At 67.2% G+C, this 16,438-nt stretch carries 10 protein-coding genes; 6 read left to right on the top strand and 4 right to left on the bottom strand.

Translation table 11 applies throughout. From position 1 onward, the window contains the following. Window positions 1-100: 100 nt before the first annotated feature. The gene (locus C515_RS22425) at window positions 101-1,144 is read left to right on the top strand and encodes a DUF1513 domain-containing protein (protein WP_051304750.1); all 1,044 of its coding nucleotides are present in this window, start codon (window positions 101-103) and stop codon (window positions 1,142-1,144) included. Here C515_RS22425 and C515_RS20140 read toward each other — a convergent pair whose 3' ends face one another. Further along, window positions 1,145-1,771 carry a DUF2306 domain-containing protein gene (locus C515_RS20140; protein ID WP_043648622.1) on the bottom strand — a complete coding sequence of 209 codons (627 nt, stop codon included), beginning with the start codon at window positions 1,769-1,771 and terminating at the stop codon, window positions 1,145-1,147. Between the two features lie 362 nt (window positions 1,772-2,133). On the opposite strand from C515_RS20140, the gene C515_RS22420 reads away from it, so the two are divergent. Beyond that, window positions 2,134-5,142, top strand: coding sequence for a metallophosphoesterase (locus C515_RS22420; RefSeq protein ID WP_051304749.1), 3,009 nt, complete (start codon window positions 2,134-2,136; stop codon window positions 5,140-5,142). Between the two features lie 57 nt (window positions 5,143-5,199). Here C515_RS22420 and C515_RS0107675 read toward each other — a convergent pair whose 3' ends face one another. From C515_RS0107675 to C515_RS22415, 3 genes are all read right to left on the bottom strand, one after another. After that, the gene (locus tag C515_RS0107675; RefSeq protein WP_028455046.1) at window positions 5,200-7,329 is read right to left on the bottom strand and encodes a TonB-dependent receptor; all 2,130 of its coding nucleotides are present in this window, start codon (window positions 7,327-7,329) and stop codon (window positions 5,200-5,202) included. A 559-nt stretch (window positions 7,330-7,888) separates the two neighbouring features. Further along, entirely contained in the window at window positions 7,889-8,746 is an 858-nt protein-coding gene (locus tag C515_RS0107670; protein ID WP_028455045.1) for a LysR substrate-binding domain-containing protein, read from the bottom strand. Between the two features lie 168 nt (window positions 8,747-8,914). After that, window positions 8,915-9,871: a helix-turn-helix transcriptional regulator gene (locus tag C515_RS22415; protein WP_158380791.1), complete on the bottom strand. Its 957-nt coding sequence runs from the start codon at window positions 9,869-9,871 to the stop codon at window positions 8,915-8,917. Window positions 9,872-10,019: 148 nt separating this feature from the next. Between C515_RS22415 and C515_RS0107660 the strand changes: the two genes are divergently transcribed. The 4 genes from C515_RS0107660 to C515_RS0107645 all read left to right on the top strand — a co-directional run bounded on the left by C515_RS0107660 (window position 10,020) and on the right by C515_RS0107645 (window position 15,761). Next, the gene (locus C515_RS0107660) at window positions 10,020-11,999 is read left to right on the top strand and encodes a TonB-dependent receptor domain-containing protein (RefSeq protein ID WP_028455044.1); all 1,980 of its coding nucleotides are present in this window, start codon (window positions 10,020-10,022) and stop codon (window positions 11,997-11,999) included. Between the two features lie 830 nt (window positions 12,000-12,829). Then, the gene (locus C515_RS0107655) at window positions 12,830-13,939 is read left to right on the top strand and encodes an ABC transporter substrate-binding protein (RefSeq protein WP_028455043.1); all 1,110 of its coding nucleotides are present in this window, start codon (window positions 12,830-12,832) and stop codon (window positions 13,937-13,939) included. Further along, a complete protein-coding gene (locus C515_RS0107650) occupies window positions 13,936-14,985 on the top strand; it encodes a FecCD family ABC transporter permease (RefSeq protein WP_043648619.1) in 1,050 nt (349 codons plus the stop codon). Before C515_RS0107655 ends, C515_RS0107650 begins: the two co-directional genes overlap by 4 nt. Further along, window positions 14,982-15,761, top strand: coding sequence for an ABC transporter ATP-binding protein (locus C515_RS0107645; RefSeq protein WP_028455041.1), 780 nt, complete (start codon window positions 14,982-14,984; stop codon window positions 15,759-15,761). Before C515_RS0107650 ends, C515_RS0107645 begins: the two co-directional genes overlap by 4 nt. The last annotated feature ends 677 nt before the right edge of the window (window positions 15,762-16,438 follow it).

Raw genomic sequence — 16,438 nt, 5'->3', positions numbered from 1 at the left:
AGGTTTTTTTCCTCTGTGTGCTCTGTGCCTCTGTGGTTCAAGAGGTTTTTGGTGTTTGCCGAGCAGGTTTCCAATCAGGAAGAACATTGATGAGCTGTACATGGATCGCCGCCAGTTCCTGCTGACCCTTGCCGCGCTCGCGCTGCCCGCCTGGGCCACGGCCGGCAATCCCGGGCCCCGGCTGCTCAGCGCCAGCTGGGACGAGGCCGAGCCGCTGGCCGGGCTTGTCGACGGCAAAGGCATCGCGCTGCCGGGACGCGGGCATGGCGTCATTCCCATCCCCGGTACGACGCAGGCCTTTGTCGTCAGCCGCCGGCTGGGCAGCTGGCTCGCGCGCGTGGACTGGCAGCAGGGCAAGCTGCTGCGTCGGATTGATGCTGAATTCGACCGGCATTTCTTCGGCCACGCCATCCTCAGCGCCGACGGCAGCACACTGCTCACCACCGAGAACGACGACGCAACAAGCCAGGGCCTGATCGGCCGCTACGATGCACGCACCTTGCGCCGCATCGACGAGATACCCACATACGGTATCGGCCCGCACGAATTGCTGTGGTTGAGCCCCGGCAAGATACTGGCGGTCGCCAACGGCGGCATCCTCACGCTGCCGGAAACCGGCCGCACCAAGCTCAACCGCGGGCGGATGCTGCCCTCGCTGGTGCTGCTCGAATGGCCGTCAGGCAGGCTGCTCGCCGAGCATGTGCTCGACGACAAGGCGCTGAGCATCCGTCACCTCGCACGCAGCCGCGACGGAACGCTGGCCGCCGCGCTGCAGGCCGAATACGCCGAGGCCGGCGCGCACCGCGATGCGCCGCTGCTGGCATTCTTGCGCGACGGCCGGCTGCAACTGGCCGAGCAGCCGGAAGGCCTGATGGGCTACGGCGCCAGCGTCGCAGCCGTGGGGAATGAATTTCTCGTCACCGCGATGCGCGGCAACCGGCTGGCGCGCTGGCGCAGCGACGGCACGCCCTTGCCGGCCTTGATCGTCCCGCGCCCGGCCGGCGTCGCCAGCGACGGCAGCCAGGCATGGATCAGCAGCGAACAGGGCGGGCTCTATCGCTACGACCCGACCTTCGGCACTCTGGACGAACTGCCCGGCCTGCCAGGCCGCCGCTGGGACAACCATCTGGTTCTGGCGGACTGATCAGGCGCGGCTTCTGGCCGGCATGCTCTGAGTCCCGGCTGGCATGCGGCCCAGTCGCCAGCCAAACCACAGGTTGGGAAGCCAGCACAGCCAGGACACCAGCGGGTAGGCGATCACGAACGGCAGTCCGGCCAGCATCAGCAACGGCAACTCCAGCCGCAGCGTCACCGCGGCGAAACTCAGCGCGAAGTTGATCAGCATCCAGCGCCGGTGCAACGCGACGTCGCCACGGCGAATCGCGCGATACGCCAGCCAGCCGCTGGCAAGCCAGCACAGCGCCAGCACGCCAAAACCCAGCCTGGCCGGCAGGCCGCCAAAGGCATGAAAGGCCATGTAAAGGCCGGACATGCCGCCTACGCCGACACCCAGCAGCAGGTAGGCACGCCCCAGCCAGCGGTGCACGGCGGGCCGCGCCGCGCGCAGGCGTCGCGAAAATTGCCAGGGCCCGAACAGGAGCGCACAGGAGGCGCCAAACACATGCAGGTACAGCCCGATGCGCTGCGCCTCGAAGTTGGCGCGCATGTCGGGGTGCAGCGCCATGCCCGGCGGAAAGAAGCCGTAAAGCACCAGCGCATAGGCGGCAACGCCCAGCGACAGCAGGACCACACTCGGATAAGCCAGACGCATGACAGCCTCGCAGGAAAGATGGACACAGCCCGACCAGACCAGCGGGCAAGCACACACAGATCGCCACTCGCGCGCGGGCCATTCCGCCTGCGCCTTTGCCGCCGCCAGATGGTCTGGTCTGCTGCCACGATAGCCGCCGGCATGCCGCATGCATAGCCGGCGCGCCCAACTTCGCAAGCGCGAGCAATTGCCGGCGGCATTGCAGGCCTGTGACAAATGCCGCAAAAAAACCGATGGCCGCCCCACGGCACCCCGGTCAGCCGACACAGCCCTGCCACAGCGCAGGACTAGCATCCCCGCCATTACCCCGAGCGGCCCGGACAGGCACAGGGCCCGACCAACAAGGAAATGGAGGAAGAACGATGCATCAATCCGTGATCGCGCTGCTGCTCGCCGGCGCACTGGCGCCGGCCGCCTGGGCCGACTGTTACCCGCAATGGCAGGCCGGCAATACCTATCTGGGCGGCGCGCGGGTGACGCTGCATGGCGTCAGCTACGAGGCAAAATGGTGGACGCAGGGCGAGAATCCGCAGGTCTCCGGGCAGTGGGATGTCTGGAAAAAACTCGGCCCCTGCGTCGTGCCCTCCAGCACCGCAACGCCGGGCATCACGCCCACCCCGATCATCACGCCAACGGCCACGCCCACCAGCACGCCCAGTCCGGAGCCGAGCGCACTCCCCACGGCGACCGCGACACCCGCCGCAACGCCGTCCCCCACCGCCGCACCGACTCCGGCGCCAAGCGCCACACCGGCTCCGCCGCTTCCGGCCACCTCGCTGGGCACCGGCCTGCAGCATTACTACCGCCTGGATGGCAACACGCAGGACAGCGTGGCCAATGTGCCGCTGCAGGTCGTGGGGCCGCTCACTCATCCGGCCGGCCGCTTTGCCGCCGGCGCGGCGCTGGATGCCCGCCAGGGCACGGCGCTCTTCCTGCCGCGCGAGCTTTCCGGCAGCTACAGCATCGGCTTCTGGCTGCGCATGCCCGAGGACATGGGCAGCAAGCTCGCCAGCATCGCCACCAACAAGGACTGGGAAACCGGGCTCAACCCCGGCATCTCGATCGGCCGCAACAACGATGGCCGGCTGAAGATCAATATCGGTGACGGCAGCAAGCGGGTGGACGGCTATCTGCCGGCCACCGGGCGCGGCTGGGTCTATGTGGCGATCAGCGTCGATGCTGCCGCGAAAACGCTCAGGGCGCGCGCCACCGACGCCAGCGGCAAGCTCAACAGCATCACGCTGAACTACGCGGCGCTGGGCAATGTGCAGCCCGCGTTCAAGCGCTGGGCCTTCAACGAGGACGCGCGCGGCGACTACTACGCACGCTACCCGGCCGAGCGCTTCCTGCTGGAATATGACGAGATCGCCGTGTGGAACCGCGTGCTGAGCGACGCGGAGGCGCAAAGCCTGGCCGGCGCCGGGGCGCCGCTGGCCGCGCTGAATCCGCCGCCGACCACCGTGCCGACAACCAGGCCCTCGCCCTCACCGACACCGACCCTCACGCCGACGCCGACCGGCACCCCCGGCACCGAGCCGCCGGTGGGCAACGGCGCGCCAACCTTCACCATTGCGCCGTCGCTGCAGGCGCCAACGCCCGACGGCATGGTGGTCATGTTTGAAACCGCCCAGCTCAAGCCGCAGGTCTGGGTGCGCCGCTACGGCAGCGGCGATGTATTCCTGCGCGTCGATGCCCTGCCGCATGCCAGCGACGCCACGGTCTATCACGCGCGCCTGAGCGGCCTGCAGTCAAATACTCTATATGAGTATTACGTCACAACCAATGCTGCATCTTGGTCTGCAAGCTATACCTCGCAACGCTACGCCTTCAAAACCTGGCCCAGGCCCGGCGATGGCGTCGAGGAGGCCAAATTCATCGTGCTCAGCGACACGCAGGACGGGCGCGGCACCATCCTGAACGACATCGTCAACAAGGGCATCATGCGCCACGATTGCGACGCCGCCCGGCCGGTCAGCTGCGCGCAGAATCTGGCCGGCATCCTGATGTCGGGCGATCTGGTGGCCTCCGGCAATTCGCGCGAGCAGTGGCGCAATCACTTCTTCGGCCGCATGCAGGCGCTGACGCCCTATGTGCCGCTGATCGCCGCACCGGGCAATCATGAGTATTTCGGCGAGGAAATGGGCAATCCGGCCATTCTGGCGCAACCCAATATCGGCAATGCGATGAAGAGCTACCGCAAGTATTTCGCCGGCCTGCCCGACAATGGCTCGGCCAGCTATCGCGGCTTCTGGCATGCCACCGACTATCTGGGACTGAAGCTGCTGGTGCTCGACTCGACGCCGATTTCCGGCCGCCACACGCACGGCAACTGGACGCCGCTGTCGATGTACTGGGACGCCTTCCGCGTCGAGCAGCTGGCCTGGTTCCGCCAGCAGCTCGCCCGGGCCGAACAGGCTGGCGCGCCCTTCGTGTTCAGCATCGACCACGCGCCCTGCCTGTCGGAAAAATGGCGCAATGGCGAAGTGATCGCGGCCTGCGAATTCGTCGCCGAGCTGGAAGACTACAGCCGCCGCAGCCAGGCCATCACCGGCAATCTGTTCGGCCATGTGCACAGCTATGCGCGCGGCCACTCGCAGGATGTGAAGCATCTGTGGCTGAACGCGGCCAGCGCCAGCGGCGCGCTCGAGGGTGGCGGCAACCAGGGCAGCGATGGCAAGGATCTGGGCATTTTCACCATCACCCGCGACGAGTTCGGCTACAACACGCTGAGCTTCCGCTTCGGCCCGCAAACCGGGCTGGCGCTGGAGCGGCGCAGCAGCGGCACGGCCGGCAGCGACACGAATTTCCCGCTGACCGACCGCATGGCCTTCACCAGTGCGCGCATCGACACGCCACCGCAACTGGTCAGCAGCAATCCGCCCCGCAGCTCGGCTGCCGGCCTGAATCTGGACATGCTGCCGCCGCCGGGCATCGAGGTGCTTGAGGCGCACTGGCAATTCGCCCGCCAGCCCGATTTCAGCGATGCCTTCGACATCTGGGGCAATGAAACGCGCCGCGAAAACTGGTTCTACACCAGCAGCAGCACCGCATCGTTTGCCGACACCCGTGCCGGCAAGAGCGTCAACCGGCTGGAGCTGGGCAGCCTGCTGGCCAGTCGCGAGGTGCTCAAGGATGGCGGCAACGACGACTTCGAGCGCTGGAGCCTCGCCAAGGGGCCAAGCTGCTGGACAAGCAGCGGCGCACGCGGCGGACAGTGCACGCACCGCTCGGCGTATGACCGCTATGGCGACGTGAAGCCGGAAGCGCTGCAGCCCAGGTCGGGCGAGACCTGGTACTACCGCGTGCGCGTGCGCGACACCGGCCTGAACTGGACGCCGTGGAGCCAGGCGGCCAGCGTGCTCATCGATTAAGCTCCGCGCACAAAAAGACAGCCGGGGCAGCGGAGCAATCCGCTGCTCCGGCCGTTTTCAGAACATCACCTGCAAACCCAGCCGCGCACTGCGCTTGCCTTGTGGCGCGATGTCGCGGGTCAGCGAGCTGGCGTAACGGATTTCCTCATTGCCCAGATTGTCGCCACGCAGATAGGCCAGCCAGTCACTGCGGCCCTGGCGCAAGCGGTAGCTCAGTGCCAGGTTCACCACGGTATAACCATCGGTGGGGCTGTCGCCGGCGGGCACACGCTGCTGGTCGGCGGCATGCTGCACTTCGCCGCGCACATTCCAGGCGCCCTGCCCGTATACCAGTGCGCCGGCCACGCGCAGCGGCGCCAGCCGTGGCAGCGGCTGGCCGCTGTCGCGGTTTTCACCGCGTGTCACATCGCCCCAGAACTTGAGATCAACACTGCGGCCGGCATCGGCAAAGACACGCCAGCTGCTGTCGAACTCCACCCCGTACAGGCGGGCGGCGACACCCCGGTAGCGGTATTCCGGCAGTTCGCCTTCGCGCTGCGTGCGGCTGCAGTGATCGTGATCGCCGTGCGCATGGCACCAGCGGCCGGTGTTTTCCAGCGCGATGAAATTGGCGTAATGGCTGGCATAGGCCCCGACATTCAGCGTACTGGCGCCATCGCGGAAACGCAGGGCCGCATCCAGCGAAGTGGCGCGCTCCTTGTCGGCCTGCGGGTCGCCACGCTCGAAGATGCCGGTCGCGACATGCAGGCCATTGGCATACAGCTCGTAGGTGCTGGGCGCACGCTCGCTGTAGCCGAGGTTGCCGGCCAGCGACCAGCCGGCTTCCAGCGGCGCGACGAGGCCCAGCGAAAGCGAACCGGCGGTGAAGCGGCGCTCGGCCATGCGGGCAAAGCGGCGGTTGCCGCCGCCATCCGGACGGTGGCTGATCTGCTCGACACGCCCGCCCAGGCTGAGCTGGGCGCCGGCGAGCTGCCATTGCTCCAGCGCGAACAGCGCCAGCTGGCTGCTGTCGGTATCGGGAACGAATGCCTCCTCGCCCAGCGCCGAAAAGCGGTTCTGGCCGAACTGCAGCCCCACCACGCCATCGGCACCGGCCAGCGGCGCATGCCGCGCCTCGATGCGGCCCTCGTAGCCCTTGCTGCTGAAGGTCGTGCCCACCTCCGCGCCATGCAGCTCGTCGTGCCGGTAATCGGTGTAGGCCAGATCAGCCTTGATGGCCTGCACGGGACCTGCCAGCCCCTGCCGCGCGAAAGACAGTGCCAGGCGATCCTGCTGCAGGTCGAGCCGCACATCCTCTTCGGCCACGGAGCCATAGTTGCTGCGATAGCTGCTCAGCGCCAGCCCCAGATGGCCATCTTCCCAGGTCCGCGACATGCCGATGGCGCCACCATAGGAACGGCTGTCGCTGTTGGGCAGCGAGCCCTGCGCCAGCGCATCCTCCTCGTGCTCCTCATGTTCCTCGTGCTCGTCATGTTCTCCGGCGTGTTCATGCGCCGGTGGCGCGTAGGCGGCCAGGCCGGCACGCTGGCGCTCGGACCAGGCATAACCGGGAATGCGCAGATCGCGGCTGCGGCGATTGAAGCCGTCGACATGCACGGCATACTCGCCATTGCCCGTTTCCAGCTGTGCGGCCAGCAGGCGCTCGCTCGCCGCTCCGCCATATTCGGCGCGCAGGCTGCCGCTGGTGCCCTCCTGGCGCAGGCGCGGAATGCGATTGTCCAGCGCATTGACCACGCCGCCGATGGCACTGCCGCCGTACAGCAGCGTCGCCGGCCCGCGCACCACCTCGAGCCGTTCGACGCTGGCCACATCCTGCGCAACGGCATGATCGTAGGACAGCGCGGAAGCATCGAGTGCGCCGACGCCGTTTTGCAGGATGCGGATGCGCTCACCGTCAAGGCCGCGCAACACCGGACGGCTGGCGCCCGGGCCAAAAGAGGTCGAGGCCACGCCGGGCTGACCGGCGAGCACCTCGCCCAGTGTCGTGGCATCGTTGAGCAACAGGGACTCGCCCTGCAGCACGCTGGCCGGGCTGGCAAATTCGGTACTGCCCAGCGGATTGGCCGTCACGATCACCTCGGGCAAAGTGGTTTCGGCGAGCAGCGGCACAGGGCTGCAAGCCAGCGCCAGCGCGGCGGCCAGGGGAGTAACTTTCCGGCGCGGAAGGCCGGCAAACGGGGAAGGCATGGACTGCTCCGGTTCGGGAAGACAAGAAATCGGCAGGGCTCGGGACGGACAGGCTGCGGCGTTCGCAACACCTTGATTCGGCACAACAGCGCGCCAGCGCGCAGGCATAACAGCAACCGCAGCCAAGCTCATGGCCGCCGTTTTGCTCGCAGCGCGGCGATGCTTGAAATGGTTTTAATGGTTTTGGTTTTTGGATTTCCTGACTAGAAAGCTGTCTCAGCAAGCATTCACCAACAGCCCGTCATGCCGGCGAAGGCCGGCATCCAGACTGCAAACGTTACGTTAACCCTTCTGGATTCCGGCCTTCGCCGGAATGACGGCAAGAACGCTGAAGAGTCTTGCTAATCAGGTTGGTTTTTGCCGTTTGCCGGTAAGGGTTGCCAAACAGCTGGCGTCACGCACAAATGAAACCGAGTTGCATTTGCAAGGGGCGGACAATAGCAGAGATGGCGCCGATAACGCAACACTGTTGCATGTAATATCAAGCCGGCGAATGGCCAGGCTGCCCCCCTTCTTTTTCACGGCGCTGGCAAGCCAGCCGGTCGTGCCGGCTGGCGCCTCACTCCCCGAGCAGGGTCAGAAAGCGCGCGATGGCCGGAACCGCGCGGCGCTGGGCAAGCACATACACATATTCGGCCACGCCCTCGCCGCCGTCGGCCAGCGGCAGGGTGCGCAGCTGCGGATGCTCGCCAGCCTCGCCGGCGGCGATCAGCGCACAGCCGAAACGCTGCACCACCGCCTCGCGGATGGCTTCGCGACTACCGATTTCCAGCTCGGCCTGCGGGCGCACGCCATGCCGCGCCAGCAAGGCTTCCGCTGCGGCGCGCGTGGCCGAACCGGGCTCGCGCTGCAGGAGCGTGCAGTGCGCCAGACGGGCGCAGGGCATGGCCGAGAGTCGCGCCAGTGCATCGTCACGATGCACCAGCAGGACGAGGGGGCTGTCGGCCAGCGGCAGCCGCTGCAGCTCGGCGCTGTCCAGCCTTTGCGAGGACACGGCCAGATCGGCACGGAAATCGCGCAGGGCCGCCAGCACCTCAGCCGAGTTGCCAAAGCGCAGTGTCAGCGTGCAGTGCGGATATGCCAGACGAAAGCGCTGCAGCAGCGGCAGCAGGTAATACGGGCCTGTCGCGGCAATGCGCAACTGGCCAGACAGCTCGTCGCTGCTTTGCTGCAGGCGATGCATCAGCAGGGCTTCATGCTGCAGCAGCTGCTCGACGGCCGGCATCAGCGCCACGGCGGCATCGGTGAGCTGCAGGCGACCGTTGCGGCGCTGGAACAGCTCGACACGGTAATGCTGCTCCAGCAGGCGCAGTTGCGCCGAGACCGTGGGCTGGCTGATGCCCAGCTGGCGCGCGGCCGCCGTTACCCCGCCCTGGCGGGCGACTTCGAAGAAGGTGCGCAAAAGCGTCGTGAACATGGCGGCGGGCAGGCAAAAGCGGCAATGCTAAACGCGCGGTGTTGCAAATCGCCGTGGCCGCTCAGCGTGGCCGTTCCGTCCGCTGCTCGCCAGGCTGATCGTGGCCATGGATGAGCTTAGCCTTGCCGGTGGTCCGTGAATTGCGCAAAGGCCCCGCCTGCGACGTCGTCAGCCAAGACGCGCCAGCTCGCGCGGAGTCAGGCCGAATTCGCGCTTGCAGGCGGTGGCGAAATTGGCGGGCGAGCTATAGCCGGCCTCCAGCGCCACCGTGGTCACCGGCAGGCCCTGCTGCAATTGCCGGCGCGCCTCTGCCAGCCGGTAATGGCGCAGGTAATCGACAATGCTGCGCCCGGTCTGGCTGCGAAACTGCCTTTGCAGGGTGGTGGGATTGGTGCCGAGCGCCCTGGCCATCTGCGCCAGCGACCAGCCGGCGGCTTCGCCACTGTGCAGCCATTCCAGCAATTGCTGCACACGCTGGCGGCCGCGCGGATCCAGTGGCGGTGCTTCGGCATCGGCAAGCGGCATCAGCGCGGCCTGCAGCAAATCCAGCGCGCGGCTTTCCAGCTGCAGCTGCCGCCAGGGCGATGCCTGCTGCTGCCCGGCGGCCAGCAGGCACTCGGCCAGTTGCCGCACCGGCGGCGCGACCGGCCAGCGGCGGCAGGCCAGCGACTGGCCCTGCAGCGCCTCCAGACCAGCGACCTCGGGTAGCCTGGCCAGCCCGGATTGCGCCAGCCATTCGGGGGCAATCGTCAGCACGATCTGGCGCTGGCGGCAGGCACGGGGCACCACGCGCTGAAACTCCTCCGCAGCCGGCGCGGCCAGCAGCACGCAGGCGCCCGCCTCGCCGCCCAGCCGGATGCGCGTGCGGCCGAAACAGGCGCAGGCTTCGCCTTCCAGCATGACGATGAGCTTGAGGCCTGGCGCCAGTACGCCCGTGCCACTTATCCCCTGGGCAAACACCACGCTGTTGCCGTGCAGCGACAGGCCCGGGCGCAACTCGCGCTCGACAAACCGCCCCTGCATCACCGGCCGCGGCGCGGCATCGGCCCACAGCGAATGAAGGCCGTCGTGCTGACGCCAGTGCAGCTGTGCCACATCCAGAATGCCGTTTTCGCGTTTGCCCATGCGTTTTGCCCGTCCTGCAAAGAAAAAATTGCCGCGCGCAAAAGACAGCCCCGGTGCGCACTGCGAGAATGCCGTCATTGTAATGATATTGATTCTCATCTGACAGTTACAGGCTGGCCTGCGGCCAGGCATTACAGGACTCCTTGACATGACGCAAACTCCCCCCTTCCCCGCCCGCCTGCTGGCGGCCCTGCTGCCGCTGTGCCTGACAGCCCCGGCCTTTGCCGGCGAAGCCGTGCAGCTGGCCGCCATCGAGGTCAGCGCCAGCACGCCCACCCAGGACGACACGCTGGACGGTGCGCAATTGCAGAAAGCGCAGGCGCGCGATCTGGGCGATGTCTTTGTTGCCGACCCGGAAATCAGCGTGGGCGGCGGCGGCAACCCGATCTCGCAAAAGATGTACATCCGCGGCATGGAGGAATCGCTGCTGAACCTCAGCGTCGATGGCGCACAGATCAACAGCAAGGTCTACCACCATCAGACCGCGCTCATCCTCGACCCGCAACTGATCAAGCAGGTCGAGGTGGAAAAGGGCACGGCAGCGGCCAGCGCCGGCCCCGGCGCGCTGGGTGGCGCAATCCGCTACGAAACCGTGTCGGCCATCGATCTGCTGCGGCCCGGCCAGCAGTACGGCGGCAGCCTCACCGGCAGCGTCTTCAGCAACGAGGGCTGGCGCAGCGGCGCAATGGCCTATGCCCGGCTGGGCGCGCAGTTCGACGCGCTAGTCAGCGTCAGCGGCATGGACACCGACAACTATCAGGCCGGCAATGGCCAGACCATCGCCAATTCGGCCACCGAGCAGCAGCATTACCTCGCCAAGCTCGGCCTGCAGCTCTCCGACACGCAACGCCTCAGCGCCAGTTTCCAGCGCAGCCGCGATGAAGGCGTGCGCACCGCCCGCGCCAATATGGTCGGCTTCCCGCATCCGGTGCTGCCCAATGACCCGATTCCGCAAAGCCTGGACCGCGACACCGCCACGCTGAACTACAGCGGCCGCCAGCTGGGCTGGTTCGACGGTGTCGAGGCGACGCTCTACCGCTCCGAAGTCGACAGCGACCGCACCGACCGCAAGGGGCGCAACTGGGGCGAAACGCTGACGACCAGCGGCGCCGACCTGCTGCTGAAAAACGCCATCGGCGACCATCTGCTCAAGTACGGCCTGAACTGGCGCGAGGAAAAATCCGCCGCGCGCAATATCGCCAACCCCTACAAGCTCACCGGCAGCGGCCGCGAGGAAATGCGCGTGTTCGGCGGCTTTGTCGAAGGCGAGGCGCATTTCGGCAGCGTGACGCTGACCGGCGGCCTGCGCTACGACGATTACCGCTACACCGACAACCACCATCAGCGCTACGCCAGCGACGGGCTGAGCCCCAGCGCCGGCATCCGCTGGCAGGCGCTGGACACGCTGGAACTGCGCGCCGGTTACGCCCGGGCGCTGCGCGGCGTCGGGCTGAAGGAAGCCTTCATGCTCGACATCGCGCAATGGAAAAACAATGCCGACATCAAGGCCGAAGAAGCGCAGAACGCCGAACTGGGCTTTGCCTGGCGCGACGGCGGCTTCACGCTGGATGGCAATGTCTATCGCCAGCACATCGACAACTTCATCACCACCTTCAGCTGCGCCAGCAGCCGTGGCGGCTGCCGCGGCAATCTGGACCGCGCCACCATCGACGGCTACGAGCTGAGCGCCAGCTACCGCTGGGGCAATCTGCACCTGGGCCTGAGCGTGGCGGACAACCGTTCGGACATCGGCGGGCGCAAGTTCAACGATGCCGATCTGGGCCTGGGCACCAGCACCGGCCGCACCTGGATCACCCGTGCCGGCTACACGCTGCCGGATTACGGCGTCGAGCTGGGCTGGCTCGGGCGCTTTGTCGAGTCGCTGGACTACACGCCGGTGGGTACGACGGAAACGCGCAGCAAGGCCGGTTATGGCGTGCACGATGTGTTCATCAGCTGGCTGCCGCTGAAAAAGGACACGCTGCGCCTGAGCCTGGCGGTGAAGAATGTCTTTGACCAGCACTATTACGATCAGGCGACGTATGCCTGGAACGGCTGGCAGGGCAAGACGCTGGGTTATCCGGAGCCGGGTCGCGATGTGCGCGTGGAAGCGCGCTGGAGCTTCTAATCATCGCCCGCGCCGTGTCCCCGCGCGAAACAAGCCTCCTTGGGCCGGCGGGTGTTTGTGTTTCTGAACCGATTGCAGCCTCGGAGCCGCGAGCGAGCATGTTTAGCGCCTGCGGCGCGGTGTTTTTGGTGCCGGGGGTGCCCGGCAGCACGTCAGGGGGCTTGCCTTGCCAAGCCCCCCGACACCCCCAAGGCGCGCCCGCTCCGTCGCCCGCCTGCGGCGGGTGCCCTGCGATGCTCGTTGCAGCCAGCGGCGCGCCGAAACTCGCCCCTGCGGGGCTCAAACACTCGTCACGCCGAAACCCTGGCTGCAACTGCGCTTCTCGGCGACTGCGAGGGCATCGCGTCCTAACAAGCATGGCGACATACCCATGCAGTGATAAGGCCACAACCAAATCCTGTGAAAGGCTGCAACTGCATACCCCGTATCAAACTTCCATCGAAAGGTGCTTTGCTTTTCGGCCCCATGAGTCGCCACTACCGCCATTTAGTACGCCCCGCCCTGAAGCCGCCGAGAAGCGCAGGTTTCCCGGGATCAGGTGCGGGACGTGTCTGAGGCCCGCAGGGCCGAGTTGTCCCGCGCCCCCGGAAAATCGAGCATCGCAGGGCACCCGAAGGGCGGCGGACCGGGCTCGCCTTTCTTTGGATACTTTCTTTGGCGAAGCAAAGAAAGTATCCCGTCCGCCGGGCGGAACCGGCACCCAAACACCGCGCCGCAAGGCGCTGAAAACCGACGTCGGATGATCGATGCACATGACCAATGCACAGCACACGCCCCACCCATATCCATTCATTCCCCGCGGCTCTGCCCGCGCCATCCGGAGACACGCCATGCTGCGTCTTGTAGTCCCCTTCATCGCCGCGCTGCTGACGGCCGCGCCGGCGCTGGCCGCCACGCTCACCGACCTCGCCGGCCGCCAGGTCGCGATTCCGGCTCGCGTCGAGCGCATCATCATTGGCGAGGGCCGCATGCTTGCCAGCCTGGCGATTCTCGACCGCGAGCTGCCGGGCAAGCGCGTCGTCGGCATGCTCGGCGATTTCGAGCAGCTCGACCCGGGCTCTTACGCGCAATACCGCAAGGCCTACCCGAATCTCGACCGCGTCGCCCGGCTTGGCAAGAGCAGCGAGAGCTTCAGCGCCGAGGAAGCCATTTCGCTCAAGCCCGATCTGGCCATCTTCAGCCTGCGCGGCCACGGCCCGGACGTGAACGACAAGGCGACGCTGGCGCGGCTGGAAAAGGCCGGCATCACCGTGATCTACGTCGACTTCACGCAGGACCCGATCCGCAACACCGAGGCGAGCATCAAGGTATTGGGCCAGGCCCTAGGCAAACAGAAGGCCGCAGACGAATACCTTGCCTTCTATCGCGAAGAAATGGCCAAGGTTGCGCAAGGGCTCGCGGGCGTCAGGCAAAAGACCCGCGTGTTTCTGGAAAGCCGCGTTGGCCTGGGCAACAGCTGCTGCGAAACCATCACCCACGCCATGCTCGGCCGCTTCATCGACGCCGCCGCCGGCGACAATATCGCCAGGGCCATCGTTCCGGGCAGCCACGGCACGGTCAGCATCGAGTTCCTGCTGCAAACGCAGCCCGAGGTCTATATCGCCACCGGAATCGGCAATCCGCTCACCGCGCGCCAGGCCAACAGCCCGCGCATCGCGCTGGGCGCCGGAATCGACGCGGCCACCGCGCAGGCGTCGTTCCAGCATGCGCTCAAGCGCACCGGCATCGCCCAGCTGCGGGCGGTGCAGCAAGGCCGCGCGTTCGCGCTGTCGCACCAGTTCAATTACAGCGCGGCCAATGTCGTCGCCGTGCAGGCCGTCGCCAAGTGGCTCTACCCGGAGCGCTTCCGTCAGCTCGACCCGCAGGCGACGCTGGCGCGCTTTTACCAGCGCTTCCAGCCCGTCCCGCTGGCGGGCACTTACTGGACGCAGGCGCAATGACGGGCGCGGCGTTGTCGCTGGCCGCGCAATACCGCCGCCACAACCGCTGGCGACTGATTCTGCTGGCGGCGCTGATGCTCGCGCTGCTGACGAGCTTTGCCGCCGACCTGGCGACCGGCAGCGCGAACTACCCGCTGCGCGAGGTGTTCGCCGGCCTCGTGGCGCCGAGCGCGCTCGACGCCGGAATGCGCGTCATCCTGTTCGACGTGCGCCTGCCGTATGCACTGATGGCGCTGGCGGTCGGCGGCGCGCTGGGGCTCGCCGGCGCGCAGTTGCAGACGGTGCTGAACAATCCGCTGGCCAGCCCGTTCACGCTGGGCATCGCCGCGGCCTCCACGCTGGGTGCGGCGCTGGTCATCGTGTTCGCCCACCACCTGCCGCCGATCCCGCACGACATCCTGCTGCCACTCGGCGCCTTCGTCTGCGCGGTGGCCGTGACCGCGCTGGTATTGCTGCTGGGCCGCGCGCACGGCGGCGGCAGCGACACGCTGGTGCTGTTCGGCATTGCACTGCTGTTCGCGCTGGAGGCGCTGGTCTGGCTGCTGCAATTCCTGGCCGACGCGAACGCGCTCGAGCAGATCGTGTTCTGGTCCATGGGCAATCTGGGCCGCGCGACGCTGACGCACGTCGCGCTGGTCGCCGGCGTACTGCTGCTGTGTTTCATCATGGCGATGCGCCGCGCCTGGGCGCTGACGCTGCTGCGCGGCGGCGCGGCGCAGGCCGAGGCGCTGGGAATCCGCGTGGCCAGGCTCAATGCGCAGGTGCTGGTCGAGGTGAGCCTCTTGACCGCCGTGGCGCTGGCCTTTGTCGGCACCATCGGCTTCGTCGGCCTAGTCGGCCCGCATATCGCGCGACTGCTCGTCGGCGAGCAGCACCGCTTCTTCCTGCCGGCGAGCGTGCTGTGCGGCGCGCTGATGCTGTCGCTGGCCTCGCTGGCGAGCAAGAGCATCATTCCCGGGCTGATCGTTCCCATCGGCATCGTCACCGCGCTGGTCGGCGTGCCGGTGCTGATTACCCTCATCCTCACCCGCAGGAGCGCCTCATGAGCCTGATGCTGAACGACGTCCGCGTCGCGCGCGGCAAGGCGCACATCATCGCCGGGCTGAGCCTGCCGCCACTGCCGCCGGGCAGCATGACCGCGCTGATCGGCCCGAACGGCGCCGGCAAGTCGACGCTGATCCACGCGCTGGCCGGGCTCCTGCCCGCTCGCGGCAGCATACGGCTGCACGGGCAGGCACTGGAGACGCAGCCCGCCGCCGAACGCAGCCGGCGCGTCGGCCTGCTGCCGCAGACGCTGCCGCAGGCGGTGGGGCTGACGGTGTATGAGTTGCTGCTGGGCGGTCTGCTGACGCTGGGGCTGGCGCGCGACGAGGCCGAGCAACGAATCGAGCGCGTGCTGGGCGAGCTGCGGCTGGCCGGCCTGGCCTTGCGCGCACTGGCCACGCTATCCGGCGGCCAGCGCCAGCTGGTGGCGCTGGCGCAATTGCTGGCGAGCGAACCGGAGCTGTTGTTGCTGGATGAGCCCAACAGTGCGCTGGACCTGCACTGGCAGCTGGCGATGATCGAGGCGATCCGCGCCGACGTGGCCCGGCGCGGCGCGATTGCCGTGCTCGCCCTGCACGACATCAACCTGGCCTTGCGCAGCTGCGAGCGGGTGATCGTGCTGCATCGCGGCGCGTGTGTGGCCGACGGCGCACCGCAAACGGTGCTGGACCCGGCGCTGCTGGCGCAGGTCTACGGCGTCGCCGCGCGCATCGAGACCTGCTCGCAGGGGCAGCCGGTGTTCATCCTCGACCGGCTGATCCGGCCGGATGAAGTTTGATGGCCTTGGGGCAGATTTTTTTAGCGCCTGCGGCGCAGAGTTTTGATGCCGGGTGTGCCCGGCGGCACGTCAGGGGGCTTGTCTTGCCAAGCCCCCCGACACCCCCAAGGCGCGCCCGCTCCGCAGCCCCTTCGGGGTTCCCTGCGATGCTCACGGTCAACAGCGCGGGTTCGAAACTCGCCCTGCGGGCTCAAACATCTCACCCACGAAACCCTGTTGACCGCTGCGCTTCTCGGCTGCTGCGAGGGCATCGCGTCCTAAGCAGCAGCACAATATACCCATGTAGCGATAAGCCCAAGGCCTAATGATTTAGATGACTGTAGCTGTATACCCACTCTTGCTGTTGCTTGCCGTGCTTCTCAGCGGCTTTCAGGGTGCTCCCGTACTAACAAAGGTTTGCTCTACCTAACGGTTGCCAAACCGCGACTTGCAATTAGGACGCCAATGCCCTCGCAGTCGCCGAGTAGCGCAGTCTGCGGCAGGGTTTCGACGGGGGGAGTGTCTGAGGGCGAAGCCCGAGTTGCCCCCCGTCGCTGCCGCAGACGAGCATCGCAGGGCACCCCGCGCAGCGGGGCGACGGAGCGGGCGCGCCTTGGGGGTGTCGGGGGGCTTGGCAAGACAAGCCCCCTGACGTGCCGCCGGGCACACCCGGCATCAACACACCGCGCCGCAAGGCG

The organism is Chitinilyticum litopenaei DSM 21440 (assembly GCF_000428145.1).
GTDB classification, from domain to species: domain Bacteria; phylum Pseudomonadota; class Gammaproteobacteria; order Burkholderiales; family Chitinibacteraceae; genus Chitinilyticum; species Chitinilyticum litopenaei.
Note: the sequence above shows the minus strand (reverse complement) of the source record. Positions and strands in the feature narration are given on the sequence as shown.

Excerpts from the sequence above, each read along its gene's own strand:
- C515_RS22425 (WP_051304750.1), top strand. The coding sequence starts at position 101 with ATGGATCGCCGCCAGTTCCTGCTGACCCTTGCCGCGCTCGCGCTGCCC.
- C515_RS20140 (WP_043648622.1), bottom strand. The coding sequence starts at position 1,771 with ATGCGTCTGGCTTATCCGAGTGTGGTCCTGCTGTCGCTGGGCGTTGCC.
- C515_RS22420 (WP_051304749.1), top strand. The coding sequence starts at position 2,134 with ATGCATCAATCCGTGATCGCGCTGCTGCTCGCCGGCGCACTGGCGCCG.
- C515_RS0107675 (WP_028455046.1), bottom strand. The coding sequence starts at position 7,329 with ATGCCTTCCCCGTTTGCCGGCCTTCCGCGCCGGAAAGTTACTCCCCTG.
- C515_RS0107670 (WP_028455045.1), bottom strand. The coding sequence starts at position 8,746 with ATGTTCACGACGCTTTTGCGCACCTTCTTCGAAGTCGCCCGCCAGGGC.
- C515_RS22415 (WP_158380791.1), bottom strand. The coding sequence starts at position 9,871 with ATGGGCAAACGCGAAAACGGCATTCTGGATGTGGCACAGCTGCACTGG.
- C515_RS0107660 (WP_028455044.1), top strand. The coding sequence starts at position 10,020 with ATGACGCAAACTCCCCCCTTCCCCGCCCGCCTGCTGGCGGCCCTGCTG.
- C515_RS0107655 (WP_028455043.1), top strand. The coding sequence starts at position 12,830 with ATGCTGCGTCTTGTAGTCCCCTTCATCGCCGCGCTGCTGACGGCCGCG.
- C515_RS0107650 (WP_043648619.1), top strand. The coding sequence starts at position 13,936 with ATGACGGGCGCGGCGTTGTCGCTGGCCGCGCAATACCGCCGCCACAAC.
- C515_RS0107645 (WP_028455041.1), top strand. The coding sequence starts at position 14,982 with ATGAGCCTGATGCTGAACGACGTCCGCGTCGCGCGCGGCAAGGCGCAC.